At 76.2% G+C, this 26,789-nt stretch carries 17 protein-coding genes; all 17 read right to left on the reverse strand.

The annotated features are described in order from the left end of the window. The 17 genes from GA0070623_RS02645 to GA0070623_RS02725 are packed head-to-tail and all read right to left on the reverse strand — an operon-like array spanning position 1 to position 26,779. Positions 1-3,432 carry a DUF6519 domain-containing protein gene (locus GA0070623_RS02645; protein ID WP_067303903.1) on the reverse strand — a complete coding sequence of 1,144 codons (3,432 nt, stop codon included), beginning with the start codon at positions 3,430-3,432 and terminating at the stop codon, positions 1-3. Then, positions 3,429-5,552, reverse strand: a complete 2,124-nt coding sequence (locus GA0070623_RS30285) for a phage tail protein (protein ID WP_067303907.1) — start codon at positions 5,550-5,552, stop codon at positions 3,429-3,431. Before GA0070623_RS30285 ends, GA0070623_RS02645 begins: the two co-directional genes overlap by 4 nt. Continuing rightward, positions 5,549-8,005 carry a putative baseplate assembly protein gene (locus GA0070623_RS02655; protein WP_157517472.1) on the reverse strand — a complete coding sequence of 819 codons (2,457 nt, stop codon included), beginning with the start codon at positions 8,003-8,005 and terminating at the stop codon, positions 5,549-5,551. Before GA0070623_RS02655 ends, GA0070623_RS30285 begins: the two co-directional genes overlap by 4 nt. Then, positions 8,002-10,380, reverse strand: a complete 2,379-nt coding sequence (locus GA0070623_RS02660) for a baseplate J/gp47 family protein (protein ID WP_157517473.1) — start codon at positions 10,378-10,380, stop codon at positions 8,002-8,004. Before GA0070623_RS02660 ends, GA0070623_RS02655 begins: the two co-directional genes overlap by 4 nt. Then, the gene (locus GA0070623_RS02665) at positions 10,377-10,739 is read right to left on the reverse strand and encodes a GPW/gp25 family protein (protein ID WP_067303916.1); all 363 of its coding nucleotides are present in this window, start codon (positions 10,737-10,739) and stop codon (positions 10,377-10,379) included. The genes GA0070623_RS02660 and GA0070623_RS02665 overlap by 4 nt, the downstream gene beginning before the upstream one ends. Then, entirely contained in the window at positions 10,736-11,080 is a 345-nt protein-coding gene (locus tag GA0070623_RS02670) for a hypothetical protein (protein WP_067303919.1), read from the reverse strand. The genes GA0070623_RS02665 and GA0070623_RS02670 overlap by 4 nt, the downstream gene beginning before the upstream one ends. After that, positions 11,080-11,586, reverse strand: a complete 507-nt coding sequence (locus GA0070623_RS02675) for a phage baseplate assembly protein V (protein ID WP_067303923.1) — start codon at positions 11,584-11,586, stop codon at positions 11,080-11,082. The genes GA0070623_RS02670 and GA0070623_RS02675 overlap by 1 nt, the downstream gene beginning before the upstream one ends. Next, on the reverse strand, positions 11,583-12,734 hold the full coding sequence (locus GA0070623_RS02680; protein WP_067303955.1) for a hypothetical protein: 1,152 nt from the start codon (positions 12,732-12,734) through the stop codon (positions 11,583-11,585). The genes GA0070623_RS02675 and GA0070623_RS02680 overlap by 4 nt, the downstream gene beginning before the upstream one ends. After that, a complete protein-coding gene (locus tag GA0070623_RS30525) occupies positions 12,727-13,149 on the reverse strand; it encodes a hypothetical protein (RefSeq protein ID WP_197700039.1) in 423 nt (140 codons plus the stop codon). The genes GA0070623_RS02680 and GA0070623_RS30525 overlap by 8 nt, the downstream gene beginning before the upstream one ends. Next, a complete protein-coding gene (locus GA0070623_RS02690) occupies positions 13,146-13,790 on the reverse strand; it encodes a hypothetical protein (RefSeq protein WP_067303927.1) in 645 nt (214 codons plus the stop codon). Before GA0070623_RS02690 ends, GA0070623_RS30525 begins: the two co-directional genes overlap by 4 nt. Beyond that, a complete protein-coding gene (locus GA0070623_RS02695) occupies positions 13,787-21,361 on the reverse strand; it encodes an eCIS core domain-containing protein (RefSeq protein WP_089003876.1) in 7,575 nt (2,524 codons plus the stop codon). The genes GA0070623_RS02690 and GA0070623_RS02695 overlap by 4 nt, the downstream gene beginning before the upstream one ends. Beyond that, the gene (locus tag GA0070623_RS02700) at positions 21,358-21,600 is read right to left on the reverse strand and encodes a hypothetical protein (RefSeq protein ID WP_089003877.1); all 243 of its coding nucleotides are present in this window, start codon (positions 21,598-21,600) and stop codon (positions 21,358-21,360) included. The genes GA0070623_RS02695 and GA0070623_RS02700 overlap by 4 nt, the downstream gene beginning before the upstream one ends. Next, positions 21,597-23,435 carry an ATP-binding protein gene (locus tag GA0070623_RS02705; RefSeq protein WP_067315704.1) on the reverse strand — a complete coding sequence of 613 codons (1,839 nt, stop codon included), beginning with the start codon at positions 23,433-23,435 and terminating at the stop codon, positions 21,597-21,599. The genes GA0070623_RS02700 and GA0070623_RS02705 overlap by 4 nt, the downstream gene beginning before the upstream one ends. After that, positions 23,435-24,721 (reverse strand): DUF4255 domain-containing protein, encoded by a 1,287-nt coding sequence (locus GA0070623_RS02710; RefSeq protein WP_067315706.1) that lies wholly within the window; start codon positions 24,719-24,721, stop codon positions 23,435-23,437. Before GA0070623_RS02710 ends, GA0070623_RS02705 begins: the two co-directional genes overlap by 1 nt. After that, positions 24,718-25,548 carry a hypothetical protein gene (locus GA0070623_RS02715; protein WP_089003878.1) on the reverse strand — a complete coding sequence of 277 codons (831 nt, stop codon included), beginning with the start codon at positions 25,546-25,548 and terminating at the stop codon, positions 24,718-24,720. Before GA0070623_RS02715 ends, GA0070623_RS02710 begins: the two co-directional genes overlap by 4 nt. Then, positions 25,545-26,264: a hypothetical protein gene (locus GA0070623_RS02720; RefSeq protein ID WP_067315566.1), complete on the reverse strand. Its 720-nt coding sequence runs from the start codon at positions 26,262-26,264 to the stop codon at positions 25,545-25,547. Before GA0070623_RS02720 ends, GA0070623_RS02715 begins: the two co-directional genes overlap by 4 nt. Beyond that, entirely contained in the window at positions 26,261-26,779 is a 519-nt protein-coding gene (locus GA0070623_RS02725; RefSeq protein ID WP_067315563.1) for a phage tail protein, read from the reverse strand. Before GA0070623_RS02725 ends, GA0070623_RS02720 begins: the two co-directional genes overlap by 4 nt. Between the last annotated feature and the right edge of the window lie 10 nt (positions 26,780-26,789).

Genomic DNA, 26,789 nt, shown 5'->3' on the forward strand with positions numbered 1-26,789 from the left:
TCAACTGACGTTGCCGGAGCTGCGGGCACCCCCGCTCACCTGGATGGCGCCGTTCGACGAGACGTTGTCGGTGACCGACCACAGCCGCTTCGCCGGCGCCCCGTTCCAGGACGGGTTGCACAGGATCGCCGGCTCGCAGTTCTGCACCAGGTTGTCGCGGATCGCCATGATCGGCCCGCCGGCGGCGAAGGCCCAGATGCCGACGCCCGTCCCGGCGGTCACCGAGATCCGGTTGTCGGAGACGAACACGTGCCGGATGCTGCCGATCTTGATGCCCCGGATCGTGCCCGGTTGACGCCACCACGCCTTGTACAGGTGGATGTCGTTGCCGGTGACCCGGATGGTGCGCCCCTGGATCGGCGGTCCCTTGTGGTAGGAGACCCCGATGTGGACGCCCTCGGCGACCTGGTCGAAGCGGCAGTCGGAGACCTCCACGTCGCCCACCGCCGTCCCTCCGCCGATCACCACCGCGCAGGCCCCGACGGAGACCTCCGCCGCGGCGGTCAGCTCCTGCCGGTACCCGCTGGCGTACTTCTCGCCGAAGGCGGGCTCCAGCAGGATCCGGTCGGCGACACTGCGCAGGTGCCGGGCCGCCGCCGACGGGGTCTGCACCGGGCGCGACGGCGGCGACGCGGCCACCGCCGCCTCCCAGGCGCCCTGGCTCAACGCCGAGTCGAAACGCAGGCTCGCCCCGGGCACCGGCAGCGCCACCTCCCGGCGGTCGCGGGCGATGTCGTCGGCCTCCCGCACGTCGATCCCCTCACCGACCAGGTAGTCGCGCAGCGTCTGGCGACCCTCGTCGGTGTCGAAGATCCGCCCGGCGTTCTGCCCGAGCCGCCCCTTGAGCGAGGCCAGTTGCCGCTTGTACGAGGGCAGCTGCGCCGGGTCCTCGGTGGCCAGGTCCGCCAGCCGCAGCACGTACGCCTCGGCGGCGTCGGCGGTGCGCTGGTCCTCGGCGGAGGGCGGGCGCAGGGTGGTCAGGGTCTTCCACTCGCTCTGCGGGACCATCGAGTTCATCCGCACACCCCACCGGCCGACCCGGATCGCGGTGTTCCACTCGCCCGTCTCCAGCCGGTCGTCGCGGTCCAGGGCGAGCCGCCCCACCAGTTGGGTGGCGAGCTGGCTGCGGAACTTCTCGTCCTTGACCAGCTCGGCCAGGGTCAGCGACGCCGGTCGGGGCGGGCAGGAGAACCGGCACCTGGTGATCACCGCGTGGTCCGGGTTCACCAGCAGCACACCCTGCTGGCCGTGGCCGATGAGGAAGTCCGAGTCGAGCACGCGGACCTTCCCGGGCGGCGTGCCCTGGTCGTTGCGGACGGTCAGACAGGTGCTCTGCGGCGACGCGCCGGCCACCCCGGTGAGCTGGCAGTGTTCGATCGTCACCTCGGCGCAGTTGACGGCCGATACGGGGCCGAGCCGTCCCTCGGCGGCGGCCGGTCCGGGGGTCTCCACCGCCAGGTGCGACACCGAGACGGTGCCGCAGTTGACGAACATCAGCGCGAACTCCTGGCCCTGCACCCGGACCCGGCTGGCCGGCCCACTGCCCAAGAGCCGGATGTTGGCCCGGCCGGTGAAGGTGACCGGCACGGTGCTGGTGTAGAGGCCGGGGGCGAAGCAGACCAGCACGTCCCCGGCGGGCAGGGTGTTGAGCGCCTGCACCCAGTCGATGCCGGGCCGGAGGGTGATCGTCGCCCAGCCGCCGGTGGCGGACGCGGCGAGCTGGTTGATGGCGGCCTGCACGGTGGTCGCCCCGGCCAGCGACGGCCGCCCGGTCGGGTCGTACGACACCCGGTCGGCGCGCGACAGCGCGGCGGTGAAGGTCACCGGCAGGTGTACCGGCTGCCCGGCCTCGTCGAGGAGCTGGGCGGTGACCTCCTGGGTGGCGGCGGCGGAGTCGAGCTGCCAGCCGCAGCGGGCCCGGCCGTCGGTGCCGGTCTCCACCGTGACGGTGGTGGCGGTGACCGCCCCGGCGGTGACCCGGCCCGCGCCGCCGGTGACGGTGAACCGGACCCGGGCCTTGGCGACCGGCTGGCCGCCGACGGCCACCCCGGTGACCAGGTCGTGGCCGAGCGGCACCAGGGCCGCCGGGTTGGCCGGCACCGGCACCGCCTCCTGGCCGTCCCCGCCGAGCAGGCTCAGGGTGGCCTGGCCGGTCAGCGGGGCGAACACCGGCCGGCAGTCGCGCAGCACACTCCACTGGCTGCCGTCGAAGCTCACGACACCGATCCGGCCGTGCGCCCGGCGCGGCCCGTGCGGGGTCTGCGCCACCGGCGTGCTGCCGACCCGGGGCCACTGGACGTCGTGCAGCGCCGACCGGGCGGGGAACGACCACCAGTCGCCGGTGCGGAAGCTGCCCACCGCCGAGAACCGGATCTTGATGCCGAGTTCCAGGTCCAGCTCCACCCCACCGGCCGGCACGGTGCCCCGGCCGTCCCAGCGGCGGACCCGTGGCCGGGACGGGAAGTCGGCCCGGTCCAGGCTGCCGGTGGCGGTGCCCGGCCGGATCACGATCCGGTCCCCCTCCACCCGGTCGACCTGCACCAACGTGCCGGGCAGACTGTTGAGTTCCCGGCCGTCGTCGGTCAGCTCCACCCAGGAGCCGTTGGTGAAGCCGGCGCTGCCGTCGCGGCCGGGCACCTTCACGGTCAGCACGTCGACGTCGATGCTCTCCCAGCTGGCCACCGTGGCGGCGTTGTCCCGGGACCAGACGAAACCGGCCGCCCCGGGAGCCCCGCCGGTCAGGATCTCCACCCGGTAGAACTGGTTGTCCAACCCGGTGTACGGCGACCCGGTCGGGATCACGCAGTCACCGCCGGCGCTGCCCGTCGGGTCGGCGCGCACCGCGAGGGTGCCGGTGGAGGCGGCGGTCAGCTCCGTCCAGCCGGGTGGGGTGTCCGCGCAGCCGACCGGGGTGTTCGGCGGCCCGGCCTGCAACAACCGCACCTGCCACACGGTCCGCAGCCGGGTGGTGGTGTCCGGGCCGCCGAGGGCGACCTCCCGCAGCGTCGGATCCTCGATCGCGGTCACGTGCTGCGACCACACCTGGAGCCAGGCGGCGTAGACCCCCGGCGGCACCGGGGCGCCGGCGGCCAGCCAGGTGCCGTCGAGCTTACGCACGAACGGCCCGGTCGCCGGCAGGTCCGGCTGGCCGAACACGGAGACCGCGGTGTCGTTCTCGCAGAGCACCCCGTCGAGGTAGTACCGGCCCGCCGACAGCGTGAGGCCCGTCCCACCGGTCAACCCGAACGCCCCGCCGACCACCGGCGCACCGGCCGGGCCGACCACGTCGGTCAGCGCCGTGGCCCGCAGGTGCGCCTGGATGTCCTGCTGTTCGTTCCAGTCCGCGTCCAGGTCGACCCGGCCCTGCTGCTTGCGGACGCTCGTCGCGTGCCGCCGCTGGTCGAACGTGACGCGGCTGATGTCGCCCTTCATGGTGTGGTTCCTCCGGTCGGCAGGACGGGCAGGGCAGCGGCCACCCGCCCCAGCGGGAGGTACTCCGCCAGCGCGAGGGTGAGGTTGTTGAGACGTTGCGGGGTCAGGGCGCGGCGGAACGCGCCCAGCTCGGCGCCGGACTCCGCACCGGTGCGCAGCTCGACGGCGGCGGTGGCGGCGAGCCGGCCGTAGGTGGCGTCGCCGTAGCGGGTGCTCGCCCACGCCGGTCCGACCCGGGTGGCCACGTCCGGGTCACCGGGGTGTGCCTGCTGGGCCAGGTCCGGTTGGCAGCGGTAACGGCGCGGCGTGACCGACCCCGGGCGCAGGTAGCTGAACCGGACGTACCCCTGCTGCCGGCGGGCCACCGTCACCGGCTGGTCGAACAGGCAGTCGGTGGCGGTCAGCACCCGCGCCGCGGTGGTGCCGAGCACCGTCACCCCGCCCAGCTCGGCCGCGGCCTCCCCGGCGGCGACCGGGCCGTGCACCAGCGTGTCCGTCACGGTCAGCGGGCCGTCGGTGGTGCTCAGCGCGCCGGTCACGCAGCGGTGCACCACCACCCGGGTCCGGTCGTTGCCGGCGGTGACGGTGAGCCCGGTCGCCGCCGGGCCGACGGTGCAGTGCCGCAGCTCGACCAGGCCCAGGCCGGGCCCGCCGTCACCGGGCGCGGCGACGGTCACCGCCCCGACCACCAGCAGCCCGTCGACCACCAGCTCACCCGGGCGGTCCCCGACGCCGACACCGGTCACCGTCACCCCGCCGAGCAGGCAGGGGCGCACCCCGACCGGATCGAGGTCGCCCTGCCGGCGGGGCCGGTCCGGCGGCCGGGGCCACTGCGCGGCCAGCACGCTCAACCGGCTGCCCTGCCCCACCCGCACCGCCAGGTCGTCCCGGTAACGGTGGCTGTCCAGCACCACGATCCGACCGGTGCTGCCGGGGTGCGCGGCCTGGAAGTCGTGCCAGGCGGTCACCGCCTCACCGAGCGAGGCGACCACCTCCCCGGCGCGCGGCGGCTCGGTCACGCTCACCGCGAGCTGCCAGTCCACCGGGCCGTCCGCCGTGCCCAGGTCACCCCGGCGCGGGTACGGGCCGGCGCCGACGTCGGCGCTGAACGCGTACCACCAGGAGAGCGCGAGCCGATGCACCGGCCGGCCGGCGGCGACGGTGACCCGGCCGCGCACCGGGTCGACCCGCACCACGCTGCCGGTCGGCAGCTCCCAGCCGGCCAGGTCGCAGATCCGCAGCAGGTCCAGCGGGACCGGCCGCAGCTCGTCGGCCGGGGTCGGCTGGATCCACACCACGAACGACGGGTCGTCGTCGCGGAACCAGCGCCGCTGCTCGGGTGGGGGCGGTGTGTCGGAGGCGAGCGCCACCAGCTCGTCGCGCAACGGCCGGCGGCGCAGCGGGCCGGGCACGTTGGCCTCGTCGGCCCGGTGGTCGATGTCCGGCTCGGTCACCGTCGGGCCGGTCAGCTGCCGGCCCACCCCCACCGGGTCGATCCACCACCGGCCGTCCGGCGGCACGACCGCCGGGGCTGCGGTGGCCCGGTCCAGCCGGTACGACGGCAGCGGCCACACGTACAGGCCGATGTTCCCGATGGTGGGGCGGCCCTGCCCGGTGTCCATGGCCCGGACGTCCACCGTCCGGCAGACCGTCTCGAACGGCCCGCCGACCAGCTCCAGCGGCGCGGCGGCCCGGATCGACGCGGTGGCCGGCGCGGACCGGACGTGGTTGACGTGCTGGGTGACCACCAGCCGTTCGAAGAACTCGACGACCGCGGCGCTCCAGCCGGTGTTGGCGCGGGTCAGCTCCTCCAGCGCGGCGGCGGTGCCCTTGCGCCGCCGGAACCGGATGGTGTCGGCGACCCGGGCCCGGTCGGACAGCCCGGTGCCGTCCGCCAGCGGATGCAGCCGGCCCGCCCCCACCAGCTCACCCAGGTAGGGCACCACCCACTCGGCGCAGGTCTCCACGAACCAGTCGTCGGTGAGCTGGTCGATGTCCGCGTCGAGCGCGACGGCCTGCTCGGCCAGCACCTCCACCAGCGCGTGCAGCACCCCACCGGCCGCCTCGTCCTGGCTACGCAGGGCGGCCGGCAGCAGGTTCCAGATCTCCTCGGCCCTCACGATGCCTCCAGCAGGGTGACGTCACCGGTGTCCACGGTGAGCAGGTCGGCGGGGAGCAGCAGGTCACCGACCCGGCGGCCGGGGGCGGCGGGGATCACGTCGAGGCGCTCCGGTGGCTGCTCGGCGTCGTGCAGCAGCTCCAGCACCACCGCCGCGACACCGGGCACCCCGTGCAGCAACGCCTGCACCTCGCTGGCGCGCACCGGCCGGGCGTAGTCGCGGGCGTCGAAGCTCAGCCCGGTGACCACCGCGGCGCGGGCGGCGGCCGCGACCAGCGTGAAGCGGTGCCCGGGGGCCAGCAGCAGCCGGGCGGTCACCGCCACCCGCCGCCGGTGGTGGCCGAGGATCCGCACCGGCACCGCCGCCTGGCGGGCGGCGTCCAGAGCCCGCAGCAGGTCGGCGTGGACCGGGGCGCTCGGCGGGATCTCCGCGCCGTCCGGGCCGGCGACGGTGAGCAGGACGACCTGCCGGGCGTCGTCCCAGACCAGGTCCGCGCGGGCCTTGCCGATCCCGGCGAACGCGCGGGCGAAGTCGGCGTAGTCGTCCAGTGAGACGACCCGCCCCAGGGTCCGGACGGCCAGCGGCGCGTTGCGGCGGGCCCGGTCCACCCCCTCCGGGTCGTCGGCCCCGGCGGCGGGCACCGGGTTGTCCACCTCCATCAGGCCCAGCGGCCGGGACAGCGGGATCGTCAGCCGGCCGGGCGCCAGGTCCGCCAGCCGCCCGATGCCGCTGCGGTAGGTGGCCACCACGTTGTCCTGCCCGGTGGGCAGCCGGGCCCCGGTCAGGCCGTCGCCGAAGGTGACCGTGACGGTGCCGTCGTCGGCGCGGCGCACGGTGTAGACCCGGGCGGTGGGGGCCTGCCCGAGCAGCGCCGGCACCTCCTGCCAGCGCACCCCGTCGACCCGGACCGCCAGGGTGGTCCGGGAGCCGCTGGCGGTCGCGGCGGGGACGTGGGTCAGCGGCACGTGCCGCAGGGTGAACCGCTGGAACGCCCGCCGCGCGTCACCGCCGCCGAGTACCTCCGCCCGGCTCTCCCCGTGGGTCGCCGACGTGACGTTGCCCAGCACCCGGACGCTGTCGCGCCGGTACCGCCGCGCCACGTTCGCCGTCAGGTCCACAGTGGTCGCATCCCGGACCCGCAGCACGGTCACCACCTCGCCGACCGGCTCGCCGGCCGGGTCGACACCGGTGAGCACCAGCGGCCGGCCCGGCTCCAGGCCCGGCGTCGGCCGGGCCAGCTCCAGGGTCGCCGTCGCGGCCAGCGGGGTGGTCAGCGGCGGGTCGGCCGGCGGCAGCAGCCGGCTGTCGCCGAGCACGGTGGTGGTGCGCCGGGAGAAGGTGCTCGAGTCACCGCCGGCCACGGTGACCCGGGTGGTGCGGGCGGCGATGCCGAAGTCGGCCACCGGCAGCTCCGCCACCGCGTCGACCCGGCGCAGCTGCGGCACCCCGGCGGTCTCCAGCACCAGCCACGACCCGGCCACGATCGACGGGTACGACTGGTCCAGGTGCAGTGCCCGCTCGTCCTTGCCCAGCGGGGCGTCCACCCAGGTGTCCTTGCGGGTGGCGTACGCCCCCGGCAGCACCTGGTTGGTGCCCGGGTTCAGCTCGCCGACCCGCAGCGCCACCGGCAGCGCCGACCACGGCTGCGCCTGGTGCCCGAACAGCGCCGCCCGCTGCGCCAACAGGTGCACCTGCACCTCGCGCCCCGGCTGGTGCAGCTCCGTGCCGAGCGGCCGGGCGGTCACCGCCGCGTCCAACCCGACCACCGTGTACGCCGGCACCACCGCACCGCCGTCCAGCGCGGTGGCCACCGCCGGCAGCACCGCGCCGGCCGCGCGCACCCGGCGGACGTCGAACCAGTCGGGGCCGAGCACCAGCAGCACGCTGCCCGGGACGAGGACGGTGTCCGTGCCGGCCAGGTACAGGGTGGCGTCGCCGGGGCGGGGCGCGCGGGGCGCGGTGACCCGCAGCCCCACCGCGTTCAGCTCCGGGCGGGCCAGCAGCGGCGTCACCGTCTCGAAGACCTGCGGCAGCTCGCCGGGGCCGGGCACGCTCTGCGCCTGGCTGCCCGCCGGGATCGGCACCCCGTCCGGGGCGCCCGGGGTGGCGGTGACGGTGAACGACAGCCACGTCGTCGCGGCCACCCCGGGGCGCAGCTCGTAGCCGATCGCGCGGGCCAGCATCAGCACCGAACCGCGTTCGGTGGCGGTGCCGAGGAACCCCTCGTTGGCGATCCGTTCCTGGTAGAAGGCGAGCACGTCCAGGGTGGTCGCCCAGGCGTGCAGCAGCGCCACGGCCGGGTCGTCGACCTCCCGGGTGGTCAGCCCGGCCAGCTCCGGCCGGCCTCCCAGCCGGGCCACCAGGTCGGCGGCGAAGTCGGCCTGCCGGCCCAGCCGGTACGCGATGCCGCTGCGGCCGGGTGGGTTCGGCCCCCGGCCCACTCGTGCCGTCACAGTCCACCTACCAGGTCGAGGTGCAGGATGCCGTGCTCCGGCACGCTGGGGTCGTTGTCGAGGCGGATCACCTCGGTGTCGCCGGCCCGTAGCACCCGGTCGGCCAGCTCCCCGCCGGCCGCCACCCCCACCGGGTGCAGCTCGGTGACCCGTACGTCGGTGACCCCGGGGACACCGACCGCGGCGGCCAGCAGCTGGCTGACGTAGAGCGGGGTGCCGAAGCTGAACCGGTCGGGGTGGAAGAAGCCGCGGGCCCCGCCCGGCAGGTCGCGGGCGGAGAAGAGGTTCAGCAGGGCGCGGCGGACGTCGGAACGGAACGCGCCGGGGGTGACGCACACCCACAGCCGCAGCTCCACCGGCAGGTCGACCGGGTCGCGCAGTTGCAGGTCGTACCCGGCGACGCGGAACCGGTCGAGCCGTCCGGCCAGCCGGCGGGCCAGGTCCGGCTCGTCGGTGAGCCGCCGCCCGCCGGTCAGGTCGAGGGTGAGGAAGACCGTCCACCAGGAACCCGTCCAGCGGACCCGGGCGGTGGCGTTGGCCACCTCGGGCAGCCGCCGCGCCGCCGCCACCCAGTCGGCGGTGGTGACCGCCCGTTCCTGGACGGCGAAGGCGACCGGGGCGTGCTGCCGGGCGTGCTCGATGTCCTCCGGGTCGGTGCCGCCGACGGCGGGCAGCGGGTTGGTCGCGCCGAGCAGCCCGACCCGGTCGGTGACCAGGGTGGTCAGCGCGTCGTGGCCGAGGTTGCCGGCCGCGCCGCCGCCGCGCCACCAGGCGACCTGGAAGACCGTGCCGGCCGGTGGCCGTCGCCCCGACACGTCGTCGCCGAACCGCAGCGCCACCCGGCCGTCGCGTTCACGTTCCGGGACGAAACCCTGGTCGAAGCGGTCGGCGTTGAGCAGGTCCCGGCGGGGCCGCCAACTGCCCTCGGTGGTCTCCAACCGGATCAGCGGCACCGCGGCACGGGGATCCTGGTCGAGGGCCTGGCTGGCCGGGGTGTCGGTCCGGAACGGCACCGCCGAGGCCACCGGATCGGCGGTCAGCACCGGCCGCCACCGGTGTTCGGCGGCGGCCGGGAGCTGCCCGGACACCGCGATGGCGTGCTGCACGGCCACCAGGTTGGCCCGCGCCACCGCGCAGGTCACCAGGTGGTCGGTGCCCGCCCCGGCGACGGAGGCGGTGACGGTCAGCGGGAAGGCCAGCCGGTCGGCGGCGCTCCACTCGACCTCCAGCACGGCCACCCCGGTCACCGGGTCGGTGGTGGGCCGTACCGCCACCAGCCGGACCACCTGCCGGTGGGTGGGATCCGCGTCGGCGTGCCGCCCCGTCCGTGGGGAGAGCACCTCCTCCAGCAGCAGCAGGTCACCGGCGGCCAGCCCGGTCGCCGGCAGGTCGACCAGGGTGGCCCGGGTCGCGCCGACGGGCAGGCCGCAGTCCCGGCCGCCCCACACGTACAGGGCGATCTCGTTGCGGGCGGCGCGGGGGGCGAGCGGGGTCAACGTCTCGAAGCCGGTCGCGCCGCCGGCCAGCAGCGCCGCCGCGTCGGCGGGCCGTACCGCCGGGGTGGCCCGGTCGGCGGCCAGCACCGGCGTCCCGGCAGGCACGCCCCGGCTCTCCACGTCGGAGCCGGCGGCCACCCGGACGCTGAGCCAGGCGCGGGCCGCGCACCCGTCGTGCACCGCGTAGTCGAGCAGCCGGGCGTGCCGGCGTACCGAGATCCGGCTGCGGGCGGTGCCCAGGTACGCCTCGGTGCCGGCGGCGTCCTGCCGGTAGGACAGCCGGTCGGCGACGTGCGCCAACGCCTCGACCACCGTGGTCAGCGGGTCGGCCGGGTGCCGTGCGGATCCGCCGGGCAGGGCGGCGAGCCGGTCGAGCATCAGCCGCCGGAACCCGGCGTAGTCCTTGGCCAGGTAGTCGGTCGGCGCGGTGGTCGCCGGCGGCGGGGCCACGGTGGGGGCGGCCGGGGCCGGGTCCAGGTCGCTGGGGCAGTTGGCCTTGAAGGAGAAGGTCTGCGCCGACAGCACCGGGTCGAAACCGGGCGGCACCCGGTCGTCCACCGCCGAGCGCACCAACCGCAGGGTGTACGGGGAGAAGTCCCCGGCCCGGTCCACCCGGACGGTCAGCTCCGCGCCGGTGGCGGCGACGCTGAGCACCCGGACGCCGGTGATCCGGACCCCGCCGTCGACCAGCACGTTGCCCACCGCCAGTGCCGCCCCGGCGGGCACCTGACCGGGCTGGCCGGGCAGCGGGTGCAGGAAGCCGACGCGCAGCAGCCGCTGGTCGGCGGCGTCCACCTCGACCCAGTCGATGCCGTTGAACGCGCTGCCGGGCCGGGCCACCTCGGCCCGGCGTTCGTCGTCGTCGCACCGCACACTCATCCGTCGCCCCTCTCCACCGACACCTGCGCGGGCCGGCCGGTGGCCCGTAGCCGGTACCCGACGTGCACCCGCACCGCCGCCTCGGCCAGGTCGACGCGGACGTCGTCGACCTCGATCAGCTCGCCGAGCCAGCGCTGCAACGCGCTGCGGGCCTGCAACTCGGCGGTGCCCACCACCGCGTCGTCGACCGGGGCGAAGAGCAGCTGGCCCAGGCCGGCGCCGAAGTCCGGCCGGTTGACCCGCTCGCCGGGCGCGGTGAACAGCACCGCCTCCACCAGGTCGGCGACGTGCCGTTCCGGGTCGGCCAGGCCGGAGCGGCCCCGGTTGTCCGGCCGCCAGGGGAACGCCGGGTACGTCATGTCGCCACCGCCCGCACCTGGACGCCGGCCACCGTCGGCGGACCCTGCGGGACGCCCTCCGCGCTGACCCCGAGCCCGACGCTGGTGCCGAGCACCGGCGGCTGCCCGTTGACCAGCACCCGGGCCGCCGGGGTGGTCCACTGGAGCTGGACGCAGGGCTGCGGTTTGGTGCCCGCGCCCACCGGCACCTGGAACGGGCATCCGGTGACCGGGTAGGCGTCGGTGGCGGTGACCACCGGCAGGCCGTTGACCAGCACCCGCGCGTTGCCGGTCTGCGGGGTGACCGGGCCGGTGTGCGGGCAGGTCAGCACCGCCCCGACGTGCAGCAGCGGGCCGGGCATCAGGTCACCGTCAACGCGGTCTGGTTGACCGCCACCGTCGGGCCGACGAGGGTGATCGAGGCGCCCTTGCCGTTGGAGATGATGATTCCGGTGTCGTTGATCGAGATCATCGCCCCGGTCAGTGTCTTGAGCAGGATGCCACCGGTCGGGCCGGGGGCGTCGGAGATCATCAGGGTGGCCTGGCCGGGGGTCTGCAACACGATCGGCGGGGTGGGCGGCGGGGCGGACGACACCAGCGCCGGGATCTCCGCCTTGGAGCCGTACCAGCAGCCGGTCCAGATCGGATGGTCGGCGTCGCCCTGCTCGAACTCCACCCACACCCCGGTGCCCGGCAACGGCACGGCGAACATGCCCGCCTGGATGCCGGCCAGTGGGAAGCAGGGCATCGCCCAGCTCGACGGGGGGAGCGTGACGTCGGGGACGGTCACCTGGATGCGGCCCTGCTGCAACGGGTCGAGGTGGTTGACCACCGTGCCGCGATACTTGCCGTAGTACCTCGTCGTCATGGTTGTGCCCTTCCGGAGCGGGAGATCTGGGCGTTACGGCCGAGGGTGAACCGCTGCTTGACCTCGCCGGCCTTCACCGTGGTGGTCACGCTGCGCACCACGTACTCGCCGTCGTAGGCGCGGCCCGCCCCGCGTACCCCGACCAGCCGCCGGCAGCGCAGCAGGCGGCCGTAGCGCAGCACGTCCAGCGACCCGGACCCGCTGATCACGTTCGCCGACTGGGCGGCGCGGGCCAGGCCCCGGGCGAGGGTCTGCACCACGTCCATCCGGGCCGTGGCGTCGTCGGTGCCGCTCGGGTCGGACCGCCCGACGTTCATCCGCCGGTACGACAGCGGGATCGGGATCTTGCGGCCCAGCGGCGGGTTGAGCGGGCTGACGTCCGGGACCGGCAGCGGGATCGGCACCCGTACCTGCTCCGGGAACGCGGTGAGCAGGTAGACGGTCTTCTGCACCCCGTCGAAGGAGAACGACAGCGACTCCACGTTCGCGCCGGCGTCGGCGTTGACCGTCAATGCCGGCTGCGGCTGGCCGGCGCGTACCTCCGGCCCCCAGTAGGCGGTGTTCATCCCCGGGGTGGGCCCCGGCTCGACGTAGAACGTGTAGCCCACCTCGTCGGCGAGCTGCGACACGTACGCGAAGCTGGTGCCGCGCACCGCCGGGATCCGCTGCACCGGGTTCGGCGCGAACACCAGCACGCTGGGCACCACCATCGGCACCACCCCGTACGCGGCGAACGGGGCGAGCAGGGTCAGCACCCGGGCCTCGGCCGGCATCGGCATCGGCAGGTCGGACAGGTCGATCAGGTCCATCATCTGGCTGACGTCCACCCCGGTGAGGGTCAGCGTCGACGCGCCAGCGTCGTTGCTGCGGGCCACGTCGTGCCGGGTGACCACCCCGTCGGAGAGCACCTGCGGCCGGCCGTCGACGTGCAGCACCAGCAGCATCCGGGTCGGCGGGTCGAGGCTGCCGTCGGCGAGCATCCGCTCCACCAGCGACCCGCGGCCCAGCGCGAGACGCAGCTGGAACCCCGAGCGCTGGCCGGCGTTCTCGGTGACCTGTGCCTCCTGCACCGCCGCCACCAGCTCCAGCGGGGCCGGTCGGAAGGTCAACGGCCCGGTCAGCACCTGCAACCGCACCCCGCTAGGCATCGCCACCTCCCGGGAACCCCTCGGGCAGCGCCACCCGGACCACCCGGCCCGGCTGCTCCAGCTCGGCCGGGTCGAAGACACCGTTGGCGTCGCAGAGCTGCCAGAAGGCGGTCGGGTCGCCGACCGTACGCCCGGCCAGCAGGTCCACCCGGTCCCCGTCGGCGACCGGCTCCCAGCCGGCGGTGGCGAGCCGCTCGGCGGGGGGCACGAACCGGCGGCGCAGGTGCACGATCTCCTCGCCGGTGTCCGGGTCGACGGTGACCGTGGTGCCGACGGCGGCGTACCGGCTGTCCGGGGCGACCGCCCCGGGGGCCGGCGTGCCGACGCCACCCGCGCCGGTGGCGGCGAAGAGGGTCTCCGCGACCCGGCTCTGCGCGGCGACCAGGGCCGGGTCGGTGTCGGTCGGGTCGCTCATGGCAGCCGGTCGATGCCGAGGTCGGCCAGCCGTCCGCCGCGGGCCCGGCCGGCGAGCTGTTCGAGCTGCTGGTGGGCGGCCATGGCCAGGCCACCGGCCCGGCCGTCGGTGCCCACGTCGTTGACGGTCAGCACCCGCAGACCGAGTCGGATCTTGGCGCGGATCGGGTTCAGCATCGGGTCGAACGCCTCCTCGGTGATGGTCAGCTCGGTGATCCGTACCGGCCAGAGCCGGCGTCGTCCGAAGGCCAGCAGCACCAGCGGCGCCGGGGGTGGCACCACCTCCAGGGTGCCGGCGGCCAGCAGCGCCGCCGCGTCCTGCACCGCGGCCAGGCTGGGGTAGGCCAGCGATTCCAGGGCGGCGAGCTGGGCGGTCAGCCCCAGCTCCACCGTGTCCGGGTCGGTGAGCTGGTCGGCGGCGTCGAGGTCGGCCTCCAGGGTGAGCGTCTGCACCGGCGGGCCGGTGATCCGCAACGCCTCGCCCCGCGCCCCGCCCTCGGCCCCGGCGGTCTTGAGCTGGAAGCCGCGGGTCAACGAGTCCGGGTTGTACTGCAGGGTGATCACCCGACGGCTGCGTCCGCTGTCCGGGTCGAGCACGACCAGGCCGGCGCGGAGCAGCCGAGGGCTGAGGGGACTGGTCACGGGGTGCCTCCAGAGGTGGGACGCCGCCAGCGGATCCGCTCCGCCACGGCCCGGGTGATCCGGCCCTGCATCAGCAGCGGGTCCAACCCGCTGAAGTCGACAGTGCAGTCGGTCAGGTCGGTGATCCGGATCTGCCCGGTGGACAGGCCGAGCCCGTCGAAGAGCAGGTTCACCCGGGCCACGGTGGCGCTCTGCAACGACACCGGTCGCAGCCGGCCCGGTCGGCCGACGCCACCGGCGGCCCTCCGTACCCCGCCGCCGACGGCGAGGTGCAGCAGCGCGTCCGGGGCCAGCACGATCTCGTTGCTGCCGCCCAGCGGCAGGGTGATCTCCCGGGGGTTGTTGACCGACAGGTCCACGTCGACGTTGCTGATCGCCAGCAGGCCGGGCGGGCCGGTCGACGGCTCGTCGCTCTGCACGTCGGCGATGGTGTGCAGCAGGTCGTCGCGGGAGGCGGCGGTCGGTCGCAGCAGCCGGTTGAGGCGTACCAGGTGCGCGGTGCGGGCCTGGGCCACCTCGCCGGTGTCGAGCTGCCACCGCAGCAGGTCGATGTCGCTGTCCGGTGGGGGAGCGCCCTCCGCCCCGAAGCTGGGCAGGTGCACCCGGTAGACCAGGTCGTCGCCCTCGACGATGAACCGGCCCGGGGTCCACCACGGCAGCGCGCCGGTGAGCCGGCGGTAGTCGACCGCCCCGTCGCGCAACGTCAGCCGCACCTCCCAGCTCCGTTCGCCCCACAGGAAACCGTCGTGGGTGACGTCGAAGTCGATGTGCCCGTTGAGGCTGTCCAGCACCTCGCCGATGCGGTAGGCGTCCAGCACCCGGACCAGCGCGTCCCACTTCCCGGCCAGCGCGGCCCGGCGCTGCGCGCTGGTGGTCCGGGCGGGCGGCGGGGCCGGGATCGGGGAGCCGCCGCCGAGCATGGTGGCCAGGTCCAGCACGAACCGGGCGTTGCGGATGTCCAGCGACGGGAGTTCCCCCGACCCGCTGGTCAGGTCGTGGGTGAGGTCGCCGAGCAGCCCCTGCTCGACGAAGATGTACAACCCGAGCCCGCTGTCGGCGAAGCTCAGCCCGGTCACCTCGCCACCGCGTACGGCGATCCGCTTGCCCGGGGCCGTCGTGCCGTCCGGTGCGGCCGGGTCCTGCTCGTAGCCGATCGAGGTGAACCGCAGCCCGTACTCGGGGCGGCCGGTCGGTGCGCCGAGGAACAGCAGTTGCCGACGCGGGTCGGCGGTGACCTGGGCGCTGATCGCGGTCAGCGTGGGCTGCGCCAGGTTGAGCCGCAGCCCGCCGTGGTCGAGGAAGTCGACGCTGAGCCCACCGGCGGTGAAGTCGGCCGTGCCACCGGACAGGAAGGTGCCGATGTCGAAGCCGACCCGGGCCGCCTCGATCGCCCCGATCCGCAGGCCGCCGAGGATCCGCATCCCCTCCGCCGTGCGGGTCGCCTCCACCAGGAAGCCGTCCTGCCCGGCGGCCGGCACCAGCCGCAGCTCCCCGAGCACCGCCTCGATGTCCGGGTTGAGGCGGATGGTGACGCCGTCGTGCAGGTCGACCAGCAGCCCGCTGGCCCGGGTCTGCTGCACCACCAGCTCCCGCAGCAGCAGCCGGCGGAACCGGCCGCCGGGGGTGCCGGCCGGGTACAGGTCGACCCGGGCCCGGGCGCTGATGCCGAGCAGGGTGATCGCCCCCGCCCCCGACGGGATCCGCAGGCCGAGCGCCGCGCCCTGCCAGTTCAGCGCGTCCACCGAGATGGTGGCCAGGCTCAGCCCCGGCTGCCCGTCCGGGCCGATCTCGATGTGGTCCGGGCCGACGGTGACCACGCCGGTGTCCAGCCCCTGGATGCTGACCTGCTGGTCGTGCTCGCCGGGGCGGGGACCGACGCCGAGCTGAGCCTCACCGCCGACCACCCGGGCCTGGATCCGGCCGCCCCGGCCGAAGGCGAGGGTGAGCTGGGCGGCCCACAGCGCGCCGTCGACGTGCAGCGCGGCGTCGATCCGGCCGGCGATCTCCACCCGGGTGGCCCCGGTGGTGAGCCGTCCGGCGGTCAGCCCCGCCGCCGCCGACCAGCGCAGGCCGCGCAGGTCCACGTCGAGGATCTCCAGCGGCGGCCGGTCCGGCTCCCCGGCCGGGAGCGGTTCGGGCCGGCCGAGGCCGACGTCGAGCACCCCGTCGCGGTAGCGCAGGTCCCGGCCGGTGACCCGGGCGATGTGCAGCCGCTCCAGGTGCAGCGCGGCGGTGGCCGGGACGACCCGACCGGCGGCGTCGCGCTGCTCCGGCGCGCTGTCCCAGCGTCCGCTGGCGGTCAGCCCGTCCAGCACGGTCGGCCCCCGGGAGACGATCCGCCCGTCGCCGGCCCGCCAGTCGATCGCGCCCAGCTCGATGCGGGCCGGGCCGACGTCCTCGAAGCGCAGCCCGCCGGCCCGCTCGGTGACCAACCGCCCGCCCAGGCCGGCCCGGCGTACGGTGACCGCGCCGTCCGGGGTCCGCAGGGTGGTGTCGGTGAGGGTGAGCCCGTCGAGCTGGAGGCGTTGGCTGTCGGTGGGGTCGCTGACGATCCGGCCGGTCACCGGGTCGACCTGGTGCGGCCCGGCCCGGATCAGGTCCACGGTGACCGTGGCGGCGTTCGGGGTGGCCGCCCGGCCATCCACGGTGCCGGTGATCGTGGTGGGGCCGCCCTGCACCGCCCGGGAGATCACGCTGAACCGCAGCCGGTCGAGCTGGCCGACGGTCAACCGCCCGCTGTAGGTCAGCTCCGCGCTGGTGAGGTCCACCTCGAGGTCGCGCAGCCGCACTCCGATCAGCGCGCCGGAGACCACCTCGACGCTCATCCCCGGTGCCGGGTCGGTGACGTCCATGCCGATCCGGTCGGCGTCGATCCGGTCGATGACCAGGTTGCGGACCAGCGCGCTGCGGACCTGCCGGCCGGTGGCGGTCGCGCCGGTGCGGACCCGCACATCGAGGCTCATCCGGCCGATCCGGGTGCTGCCCCGGGAGTAGAGGCTGCGGCCGGGGGAGCTCATGGTCAGCCCGGTCAGCTCGGTCTGCTCCACCACCAGGTCGGGCAGGCGCAGGTCGTCGCCGTCGGGCAGTACCCGGCCGTGGATCGCCTCGCCGGGCGTGCCGTCGGCGCGGGCCGGCGCGGTGAAGGCGATCCGCTGGGCCTGCATGCCGGGGCCGGAGAACCCGGTCACCGCCAGCTCGCCGACGCCGAAACCGACGGCGGTCCGGCCGACCGGCAACCCCTGGGCGGCGGCCGGGCCGGCCAGCTCGGCCGGGAGCCGGCCGCCGCCGACGGTGTCGAGGTCGGCGCGCACCCGCAGCCGGGACGCCGCCAGCCGCTCCACGGCGGTGGCCCCGGCCCGGACGTCGGTGGCGGTCAGCTCGGCCAACCGCACCTCCACCCCCAGGGTGGCCGGGTCCAGGGCGACGTCGAGCCCGCCGACGGTCAGCCCGCCGACGGTGACGCCGAAGTACCGGCCGGCCCGCTCCCGCAGCAGCTGGAGCTCCTGTTCCTGGGCCCGGGTGCGGTGCCCCGGCAGGTACCGGCCGACGGGGTCGACCGGCTCGGCGGCCAGCGACTCCAGCTCCCGCAACCGGTCCAGGTCGGTCAGCCAGCGGGTCAGCTCGGCCCGCCGGTCCGCCCACCGCGGTTCGTCGGGCAGCGCGGCGAGCTGGGCGGTGACGTCGGCCCGGGTGGGCAGGGCGCCGGCGGTCAGCCGCAGCGCCGGTGCGCCGGCCGGGCCGGGCAGCAGCCGTACCCCGGCGAGGGTGGCCGACCCGGTGCTGCCCCGGGCCGTCGTCGCGGCGTCGGTGGGCCGGCGGTCGCGGCGGAAGCGGGTGATCAGCTCGTCGTCGGGCAGGTACTCCCCGGCGCGCGACGGCAGGGACGCCTCGGCGTGGATCGGATCGATCTCCACGCCGACGGCCTCGACCCGGCCGGTGAGCCCGGTGACCCGGATGCCGCCGACGTCGATCGCGCCGCCGACGGACTGGCGCAGCTGGTCGGAGAGCTCGACCAGCCGGCGACGTTCGGCCTCCGACAGCGACTCGGCGTGCCAGCGGTGCCGGGCCTCCAACCGGTGCAGTTCCCGCTCCGCCGGCTCCAGCGCGGCGAGCTGGCTGTCGACCGCGCGCAGCCGCTCGTCGAGGGCGGCGCGGGCCGTCGGCGGGGCGGTGTCGCGCCGCAGCCGCAGCGACTCCTGTTCGGCGCGTAGCCGGGCCGGCAGGCTGGTGGCCACCCCGATCAGGGTGCGTTCCACCTCGATCCGGCCGATCTGCTGCAGGCCGGCGAAGGAGAGCCCCTCGGCGGTGGCGCTGGAGAAGCTGACCCGCAGCGAGTGCATCATCTCGACCGCGTCGGTGACCCGTTCGCCGACCCCGCGGGGTGGGCGGAACACCCCGTCGGTGAGCAGGCCGATGGTGGCGTTGGCCAGCGGGGTGAAGATCTCCCCGGCGGTCAGCGAGGTGAACTGCTGGGCCAGGAAGGGCGCCCCGGCGGTGTACGGGGCCAGCAGCGCGTCGCTGATCTTGGACAGGAACGGCAGTCCACCGTAGAACGAGATGACGTTGTGCAGCAGGTGGATCAGCGGATCGATGATGGGGATGCCGACCCAGCCCTGCCGGCCCGGTTCGGTCAGGTTCTCCTGCCCGGTGGCCCCGGCCCGGAAGGCCAGCGTGGACAGCCCGAACCGGCTCAACCCGAGCAACCCTCCGGGCAACCCGTCGCTGGCGTACACCACGTCGGAGACGCTCAACGCACCCATCCCGGCCTGCGCGCCGACCGGCCGGTCGTAGCCCCGGTCGGAGAACGACGCGACGATGTCCAGGTCGGTCAGGGTGACCCGGCCGGTCCGCAGCGAACTGCCGGTGAAGGTGCGGTTCACCCCGTCGAGTTCCAGCCGGGGCAGCCGGACCCGCAGCACCCCCTGCCGGGCGTCCACCGACAGCGACAGCCGGTTGGTGCGCTCCCGGTCGGTGTCGCGCAGCCGGGCGCCGCCCAGGTCGCCGCTGATCCACTGGGCGTCGTGCAGGTCGAACTCGTCGACGGTCACCTCGTCGGTGAACAGGCTCAACCCGGTGCGGCTGAGGAACAGCAGCTTCAGCCCGACCGCGACCAGCCGGGCCAGGTCACCGACCACGGTCGGCAGGCCGTCAGTGCGCAGCGCCTCCGGCTCGAACGAGGGCCTTCGGGTGGCGTGGTAGAGCCGCAGCTCCGCGACCAGGGTCGCCAGGTCGGGCAGCAGGTCCGCGCGGACCTCCCGGGAGCGCAGGAACACCCACCGCCGGTCGTCCAGCGCGTACGCCTGGATGATCAGCGAGCGCAGCTCGGTGGCCCGCTCGGCCCGCCAGATCCGGTCGTCGCGCAGCCGGTCCCGGAGCTGGTCGCGGGCCTCGGCGCGGCGCGGACCGGAGATCGCGGTGGTGGCGAGGGAGGCCCGCATCTGCGGGGTCATCCCGGACTGCATCCGGGCCCACCGGTCCGGGTCGTCGGCGGCCAGCCGGGCCTGGTCGGCCACCGGCAGGTTCCGCACCAGCTGGAACGCCAGCCACGCCTCCCGGGGGTTGACCGCCCAGTCGGTCAGCCCGATCGCCAGCAGGCCGCGGGCCTGCCGCTCCAGGTGCGCCGGGTCGCGCAGCGCGAGCAGGTCGAGCAGCTCGGCCCGCCACCTCTCGTCAGTCAGGTACGCGTCCGGCAGGGCGGCGAGGATACGGTCCAGGTCGCGCAGCGCGTCCAACCGGTGCACGGCGGTCCGCAACGCCTCCCGCCCACGGGCATCCGGGCCGGCGGTCGCGCCGGTCGGCCGGTCGTAGCCGATCAGCCGGCGGACCAGCTCCACGGCGTTCACCCCGTCCAACCCGCCCTGCACCACCCGGTGGACGTCGGCGACGAGCCGTTCGGCGTCGACCTGCCCGGCGCTGCGTCGACGGCGGTCCCACGGCTCGGCGAGGGTGCCGACCCCGGTGTAGCCGCCGCCCAGCACGTCGGCGGCGGGGATGTTCTCCTCCAGCCGGTCGAACCAGCTGCCCTGGTCCAGCCGTCGCCACCGGTCCTGGGTGGCCAGCGGGAGGCTGCGCAGCAGCAGGTACGCGAAGCGGGCCTCGTGGTCGCGGATCGCCCAGTCGAACAGCCCGTACGACAGCAGCCCCTCCACCCGGGCCAGGTTCCGGTGCTCCGGGCGGGCGGCGAGGACGACCAGCAGCCGGGGGCCGAGCGGCGCGTCGACCCGCTTCTCCTCCCACGGCAGGTGGTCGAGCAGGGTGTCGACGTGACCGCTGTCGTCGAGCCGGCGGACCACGTACCGCAGCCGTGGCCCCGGCTCGGGCGGTCCCGCGCCGGCCGCCGTGGTGGTGGTCGGGGCGCCGGCGGTGGGTGCGGCGGGGGCCAGCTCGGCCAGCAGCCGCAGCGCCTCGTCGCCCTGCCGGTCGCCGACCAGCCGTTCGATGCGGCGCAGCCGCGCGCCCAGGTCGGTGTCGCGGTCGAGCCGGGCGTCGTCGGTCTGCGCGTCCCGCAGCGCGGTGACCTGCTCCCGCAGGGCGTCGGCGTCGCTGCCCGCCGGGGGCCGCTCGGCCAGCAACGCCCGGAAGTGCGCCCTGCGGTCACCGCCCAGCAGCTCCCGCAGCACGCTGGTCCGCAGCGCCCGCAGCACGTTCAGCGCGGTCCGCCGCTGCACCGGGTCGAGCCCGTCGGTGGCCAACCCGTGCACGTTGTCGGCCTCCAGCACCCGCAGCAGGTAGGGGGTCTGCCCGCCGAGGGCGGCCAGCGCGGCGCGCGGGTAGGCCCGGTGGTGGTCGTCGTCGAGGTTGCCGGCCAGGTCGGTACGCCGGGCCGCGGGCAGGCTGTGCACCAGGCTGCGGGCGACCACGAACGGCAGGGTGTCCAGGATCCTCAGGCACCCGCGCACGTCGTCGCCGGAGACCCAGAGACCGTCGAGCAGGTCGACCAGCCGGGACCGTTCCGCTCGGTACCGGCGGTCCACCAGCGCGCCCAGCTCCGCCTCCAGCGGCCCCGTCCCGTCCTCGCCGGCCGGTGCCCGGTCGGCGGCCGGCGGGGTGGCCGGTCGCGGCGGGGTGGCGACCGCACCGGTGTCGGCGGCGACCGCACCGGCCGGCAGCCACGCCACCGGCGTCCACAGCGCCCGCCCGGCCGCGGCGGCGTCGGCCAGCGCCCGCGCCTCGGCCTCCGGGTCGGTCGCCCGCCTCCCGGGGTACGCCGGCGCGGCGTCCGCCTGGGCCAGGTGCCCCAGCTCGTGCACCAGCAGGGCCCGCCCGGCGGCCCGGGACGGGTCGAACCCCGGGGCGAGGTGCACCGCGCCGTCGGCCAGCAGCCCCCGCGCGCCGTGGTTGGCGGCCCGTCGGCCCGCCTCGCCGAGGCGCACCCGCACCGCGTCCGGCCGTAGGCCCAGCGCCGGGGCGTACCGGTCGACCAGCTCGCGGGTCAGCGCGGCGAGGGCGTCGTCGCGGTGCGGCGCGGGAGGCCCCGCCGGCCGGGCGGCGCGGTCGACGGCCGGGTCGGCGGCCGCCCGCGCGCCGGTGGTGTGGTGGGCGGCCCGGCCGGGTCCGCCGGGGGTGGTCATCGGCCCACCGCCGACGGACCCAGCCGGATCCAGATCGTCTCGGCCAGCACGGTCGGCAGGTCACCACCGGTCGGCGGGCCGGTGGTCGGGGTGCCCGCCGCCGGCAGGCCACGGTCGGCGACCAGCCGGCCCAGCCGCTCGCCCACCTCGGCCGCCAGCGTGCCGTCGACCGGCCCGTCGACGCCGGTGAGGACCAGCCGGCGGATGTCGACCTCGATGGCGGTGACCTCGACGTTCATGACCACAACCCGGGGTCGGCGGGCCGGTCGTGCTTGGCGTACTCGGCGGCGACCGCGTCGAGCACGTGCCGCATCCCGACCGGGTGACCCTCCCCGGTGGCGACCAGCGCGGCGCGCAGCGCGACGGTGTGGATGTCCCCGCCGGTGAGGTCCAGCGCGGCGAGGCGGGGCAGGTCCAGCTCGACCGTGGCGACCCCGGCCGGGAAGGCCCGCCGCCACAGGTCGGCCCGCTCGACGGGGCCGGGGTGCCCGAACGGGACCACCACCCGCAGCCGGCGCAGGAACGCCGGGTCGATGGCGGTCCGCATGTTGGTGGTCAGCACCGCCACGCCCCGGTACTGCTCCATCCGTTGCAGCAGGTACGACACCTCGATGTTGGCGTACCGGTCGTGGCTGTCACGCACCTCCGAGCGGCGGCCGAACAGGGCGTCGGCCTCGTCGAACAGCAGCACCGTGCCGCCGCGTTCGGCAGCGTCGAAGATCCGCCGCAGCTGCTTCTCGGTCTCGCCGATCCACTTGCTCACCACGGTCGCCAGGTCCACCCGGTGCAGGTCCAGCCCGAGCACGCCGGCGACCACCTCGGCGGCGAGGGTCTTGCCGGTGCCGCTGGGCCCGGCGAACAGCGCGGCCACCCCGAGGCCCCGACCGGTCCGACCGGCGAAGCCCTGCTCGGCCAGCAGCGCCCGGCCGGCCGCGGCGGCGGTCAACTGACGCAGCTGGGCCAGCGCCGGGGCGGGCAGCACCAGGTCGTCCCACCCGGCCCGCACGTCGATCCGCTCGGCCAACCCGTCCAGGTCCCGCCGGACCCGCTCGCGGACCAGCCCCCGGGCCAGCGTCACCGGGTCGCCGGCCGGGCCGGGGGCGGCGGCGTCCAGGATCTCCCGGTGCGCCAGGTCGAACTCCCGGGCCAGCACGGCGGCGGCCTGCCCGGTGCGGCCGGGCAGCAGCTCCCGCCAGAGCGCCCGCTGCTCGGCCCGGGTCGGCCGGTCCACCGTCGGCCCGGGGGTCACCCCGTCGAGGGCGACGGCGCGGGGCGTGCAGACCACCACGTCACCGACGAGCCGGGCCAGCAGCTGCGCCACGGCGGCGCCCACCTCGGGCGGTTCGTCGCCGGTCAGCTCGACGACCAGCACCGGGTCGGCGAGCACCACCTCGCGGTTCCACAGCCGGGCGAAGGCGTCCCGGTCGGTCACCGCGCGGGGCAGGTCGGCGGCGGCCACCCGGTGCCCGGCCCGGCCCACCGTCGCGCAGGCCGCCGCCAGCACGTCGACCCTGTCGGCGTGGTCCGGGCCGCAGACCCGCAGCGGGTGCCGCCCGGCCTGCCAGGCGGCGCAGAGCTGCTGCGCGGCGCGGCGGCGGCTGGCCGGCAGCACGGCCGGCGGCGGGGGCAACGCCACCAGGTAGGGCCGCAACCGTTCGTCGAGCCGCCCGACGCCGCGCAGCTCGTGCAGGATCCGTTCGTCGACCCGGATCGGGGCGTGCGGCAACGGCCCCTCACCCAGCTCCACGAGCCGGGCCGCGCGCAGCGGGCGGTCGGCGGCCAGGGCGTCCCAGTGCCCGCCGGGCAGGGCGTCCAGGCACCAGGCGAAGGTGGCCGGCCGTTCCAGCAGGCCCAGCTCACCGGCGACCGAGGCGACCAGCACGTCGCGTTCGAAGGCGGTCAGCCCGAACCCGGTGGCGATCCGGCCCAGCGCCGCCCCGTCGGCCCGGTGCCCGGGTGCCGGTTCGCCCTTGAGGAGCAGCTGGATCCGGTCCACCTCGGCGGCCAGCCCGTCGTCGTGCCCGGTGGCCGGCGGTGGGGCGGGCCAGCGGGCGGCCGGGCGCGGGGCGGGCATCACAGCACCACGGCGGGGCCGTCGTACCGGCCGGTCGGGTCGGCGTGCAGCGGACTGTCCACCCCGTCCACCCGCAACCGGGCCAGGTAGGTGCCGGCGGGCAGGTCCTGGAAGGCGAAGCCGATCCGCCCGGTGCGCTGCCCACCGGGCGGCACCCCGTTGTCGGCGGGCGCGGCGAGCACCGTGCCACCCGCCCCGGTCAGTCCGAGGGTGACCTGCTGGCCGACCTCGACCTCGGGGACCACGTCGACGGTGACCGTGCCGGTGCGCAGCAGCACCCCGTCGACCGTCCGGCTGGCGGCGACCACCACGTCGCCGGGGGCGACGGCGATGGTCGGGCGGTAGCTGACCGGCACCGCGTCGGAGCTGATCGCCGGCCGGGGCGTGGGCGGGTCACCGAGCGCCACCGAGTGGGTGACGACCAGACCACGGATCCCGGCCGCGACGGGCCGGTCGAAGGCGGACAGCGGCAACCGCAACTCGCCGGCCGAGGCGGTGACGGGGCTGGCCGAGGCGGTCCCGATCCGGACCCGGACGTCCGGCCCGGCCAGGTTGCGGCCGGTCACCACCAGGGTCGCGCCCGCCGTGACCGGGGTGCCGGTCGGCCCGTCGGCCCGGACCAGGTCGACCTCGGGGCCGTCGACGTCGACGGTGCCGGCGGTGACCGCACGCACCGGCAGGGGCTCCCGGGCACCACGCAGCGGGTCGATCAGCACCACCGACACGTCGAAGAAGACGCTGCTGCGGTACGGCGCGCTGAACGCCGACCAGAGCCGGAAGCTCTCCTCCCCGCCGGGGCTGTTGGTGACGCTGACCCGCAGCAGTTCGACCTGCTCGGCGAGGCGGGAGTCGGCGACCGCGGCGGGTAGCGTCGGGTCGGGCGGGTCGGGGGCGAGCGACCGGCGGATCGCCGCCCGGGTGAGCACCGGCGTCTCGTGCAGCATCGCCAGCAGGTGACCGAGCAGGATCTCCCCGGTCAACGGGTCGTGACCGTAGACGCTGGCCACGTAGTGCAGGTCGACGCCGAGCGGCGGCGCGGCGACGTCGTCCCCACCGGTGCTGCGCGGCGGCGGGCCGAGGTTGGCCCAGGTCGGGTTCCGGGTCACCCGGCTCAGGAACAGGTTGACCTGGTTGCCCTCCTGGTTGCCGACGGTGACCCGGTCCGGTGGGCCGGCGGAGACGGAGACCCCGCCGACCGCCGACGAGGCACCGGTGGCCCGCAGGTACGCCATCAGCTGCCCGCGCAGCACGGCGGTGACGGCGGCCAGGGCGTACCCGGTGCTCATCGGGTCGCCCCCGGCCCGCGCAGGTACGACTCCAGCTCCGGAGCCGGCCCCGGGGCGACGGTGGGGGTGGTGGCGGCGACCGGCACGGCGGTCGTCGGGGACCGCCGGTCGCCGGTGAGGCGTACCTCTATCCGGTCGATGTGCACGTGCACGGTGACCGGATCCGGGGTCCGGGCGGTGGCCCGGGTGACCGGGGGACGGTATCCGGGTGGGGCGGGCGGCCCGGGGGGCGGCACGGTGCCGACGAGCACCGGCGCGACGGCCGGCGGCGGGACGACGGGGTGCGGGTCGGGGGTGCGGGCCGGCGGCCGGTCCGGGTCGTCCCGGCGGGGCGGCTGCGGTGGCCGGTCCGCGGTGGCCGGGACGGTCGGCGGTCGGGGCGGGGTGGCCCGGCCCGGCGGCGCGGTGGCGGGGGGCACCCAGGCGGGAGGGGGAGGGGGCGTGGGTGCTGGCGGGTGGGTCGCCGTCGGTGGGGTCGGCGCGGCGGCCGGGCGGTCCGGCCCTAGGTCATGGTGGGCACGGGGGCCGGGCGGCGGGAACGGCGGCGGCGGATCGGCCACCGGCATGTGGGCGGCCGGTGCGGCGGGTGTCCCCGCCGGGGAGGGCGGCGGTGGTACCGCGGCCCGGGGGCGGGGCGTCGGCGGCTGTTCCGTCGTCTGCGGGACGACCGGCCGGCTGGCCGGCGGGGGCGTCGTCCACTCCTGGTCGTCGGTCACGAAGCCGCCCGCCTCGGCCGGGTCCGGCTCGAACCGGCCGTGGCCGCGCGGGCGCAGCCGGGGCGCGGTGCCGACGGCCAGCGCCGCCAGGGCGGCCAGGTAGCCGGTCACGGCACCCGCTCCAGGTACGCGGCCCGCCGGTGCGGACCCAGCCCCAGCACCTCCGCCTCCGACCAGCCGTAGGCCCGGGCGAGCCGGTGCACCTCGTCGAGCAGCCGGCGGACCCGGGTGTCGGCCGCCTGCCACGCCCAGGCCGGCACGTCCAGCAGCGCCTCGGTGGTGCCGGCACAGCCCGGACAGGTCAGCGCGACCGCGACGACGCCGAGCGGGTCGCGGTCGGCCAGCGCGGCGGACACCGCCGGCAGCGCGGCGGCCGGGTCGGTCAGCGGCGGGGTGGCGTCGAGCAGGCAGGCGTCGAACAGCCACCGTTCGGCCGTCGCCGCGTCGCCGGCCCGCGCCGCCCCGGCCAGGTCGGCGGTGGTCGGCAGCCGCAGGGTGAGCAGATGCCCCTGCCAGCTCAGGGTGAACGACCGGCCGGCGCGCTCCGGCGCGGCGGCCCGGTCGGGCGCGGCGGCCAGCAGGTCGGCGACGGTGAGGGTCACCTCCAGACGCTCCGCGCAGGACGGGCAGTCCACGGTGGCCGCCACCCGGCCGCCCGCCCAGCCGCCGGCCACGGCCAGCAGCAGCGCCGTCACCTCACCCACCGGCAGCCGGTCGGCGTCGGCCCGGCCGAGCAGCGACAGCCCCCGGACGCCGTCGGGCTGCTCCAGCGCCAGGTCCCAGGCGTGGACCAGCTCCACCTCGGTCAGCGGCGGCCCCGCGCTCACGACCCGAGCCGGGGTTCGGCCGGCTCGGGCACCGCCTCGTCGCGTTCCCAACCCTCGTTCTCCAGTTTGAGATGCTCGATCGCCACCGCGTTGGCGTTGGCGTCCAGCTCCGGCAGCGCCTGGTACTCCGAGACCCAGCAGCGGAACAGCCGGTACGACAGCGCGACCTGACCGGCCTCGTTGAGCAGCTCGATGGTGATGTCCCGGCGGAAGTCGGCCAGCGACACCTCCGACCCGGGCCCGGCGTTCAGCGCCCAGATCCGGCCCGCCCACTGGGCGAACTCGGCGTCGTGGGTCAGCCCCCGTTCCAGGGTGACCGCCTCGAACTCGGTGCGCCCCGGCGACTTGTGACTGGTCGAGGCGTTGCCGCCGTCGCGGTGCTTGACCACCTCGGTGGTCCGCTTCAACGCGCTGACCTTGCTGACCCCGGCCACGTAGCGGCCGTCCCACCTCACCCGGAACTTGAAGTTCTTGTACGGGTCGAAGCGCGTCGGGTTGACCGCGAACTGCACCATGACTCACACC

Origin of the sequence: Micromonospora rifamycinica, assembly GCF_900090265.1 — a bacterium.
Classification (GTDB): domain Bacteria; phylum Actinomycetota; class Actinomycetes; order Mycobacteriales; family Micromonosporaceae; genus Micromonospora; species Micromonospora rifamycinica.

Coding starts and splice junctions, on each gene's coding strand:
- GA0070623_RS30525 (WP_197700039.1), bottom strand. CDS start 13,149: ATGAGCGACCCGACCGACACCGACCCGGCCCTGGTCGCCGCGCAGAGC.
- GA0070623_RS02700 (WP_089003877.1), bottom strand. CDS start 21,600: ATGAACGTCGAGGTCACCGCCATCGAGGTCGACATCCGCCGGCTGGTC.
- GA0070623_RS02695 (WP_089003876.1), bottom strand. CDS start 21,361: ATGACCACCCCCGGCGGACCCGGCCGGGCCGCCCACCACACCACCGGC.
- GA0070623_RS02710 (WP_067315706.1), bottom strand. CDS start 24,721: ATGAGCACCGGGTACGCCCTGGCCGCCGTCACCGCCGTGCTGCGCGGG.
- GA0070623_RS02645 (WP_067303903.1), bottom strand. CDS start 3,432: ATGAAGGGCGACATCAGCCGCGTCACGTTCGACCAGCGGCGGCACGCG.
- GA0070623_RS02680 (WP_067303955.1), bottom strand. CDS start 12,734: ATGCCTAGCGGGGTGCGGTTGCAGGTGCTGACCGGGCCGTTGACCTTC.
- GA0070623_RS02660 (WP_157517473.1), bottom strand. CDS start 10,380: ATGAGTGTGCGGTGCGACGACGACGAACGCCGGGCCGAGGTGGCCCGG.
- GA0070623_RS02670 (WP_067303919.1), bottom strand. CDS start 11,080: ATGCCCGGCCCGCTGCTGCACGTCGGGGCGGTGCTGACCTGCCCGCAC.
- GA0070623_RS02675 (WP_067303923.1), bottom strand. CDS start 11,586: ATGACGACGAGGTACTACGGCAAGTATCGCGGCACGGTGGTCAACCAC.
- GA0070623_RS02725 (WP_067315563.1), bottom strand. CDS start 26,779: ATGGTGCAGTTCGCGGTCAACCCGACGCGCTTCGACCCGTACAAGAAC.
- GA0070623_RS02705 (WP_067315704.1), bottom strand. CDS start 23,435: ATGCCCGCCCCGCGCCCGGCCGCCCGCTGGCCCGCCCCACCGCCGGCC.
- GA0070623_RS02665 (WP_067303916.1), bottom strand. CDS start 10,739: ATGACGTACCCGGCGTTCCCCTGGCGGCCGGACAACCGGGGCCGCTCC.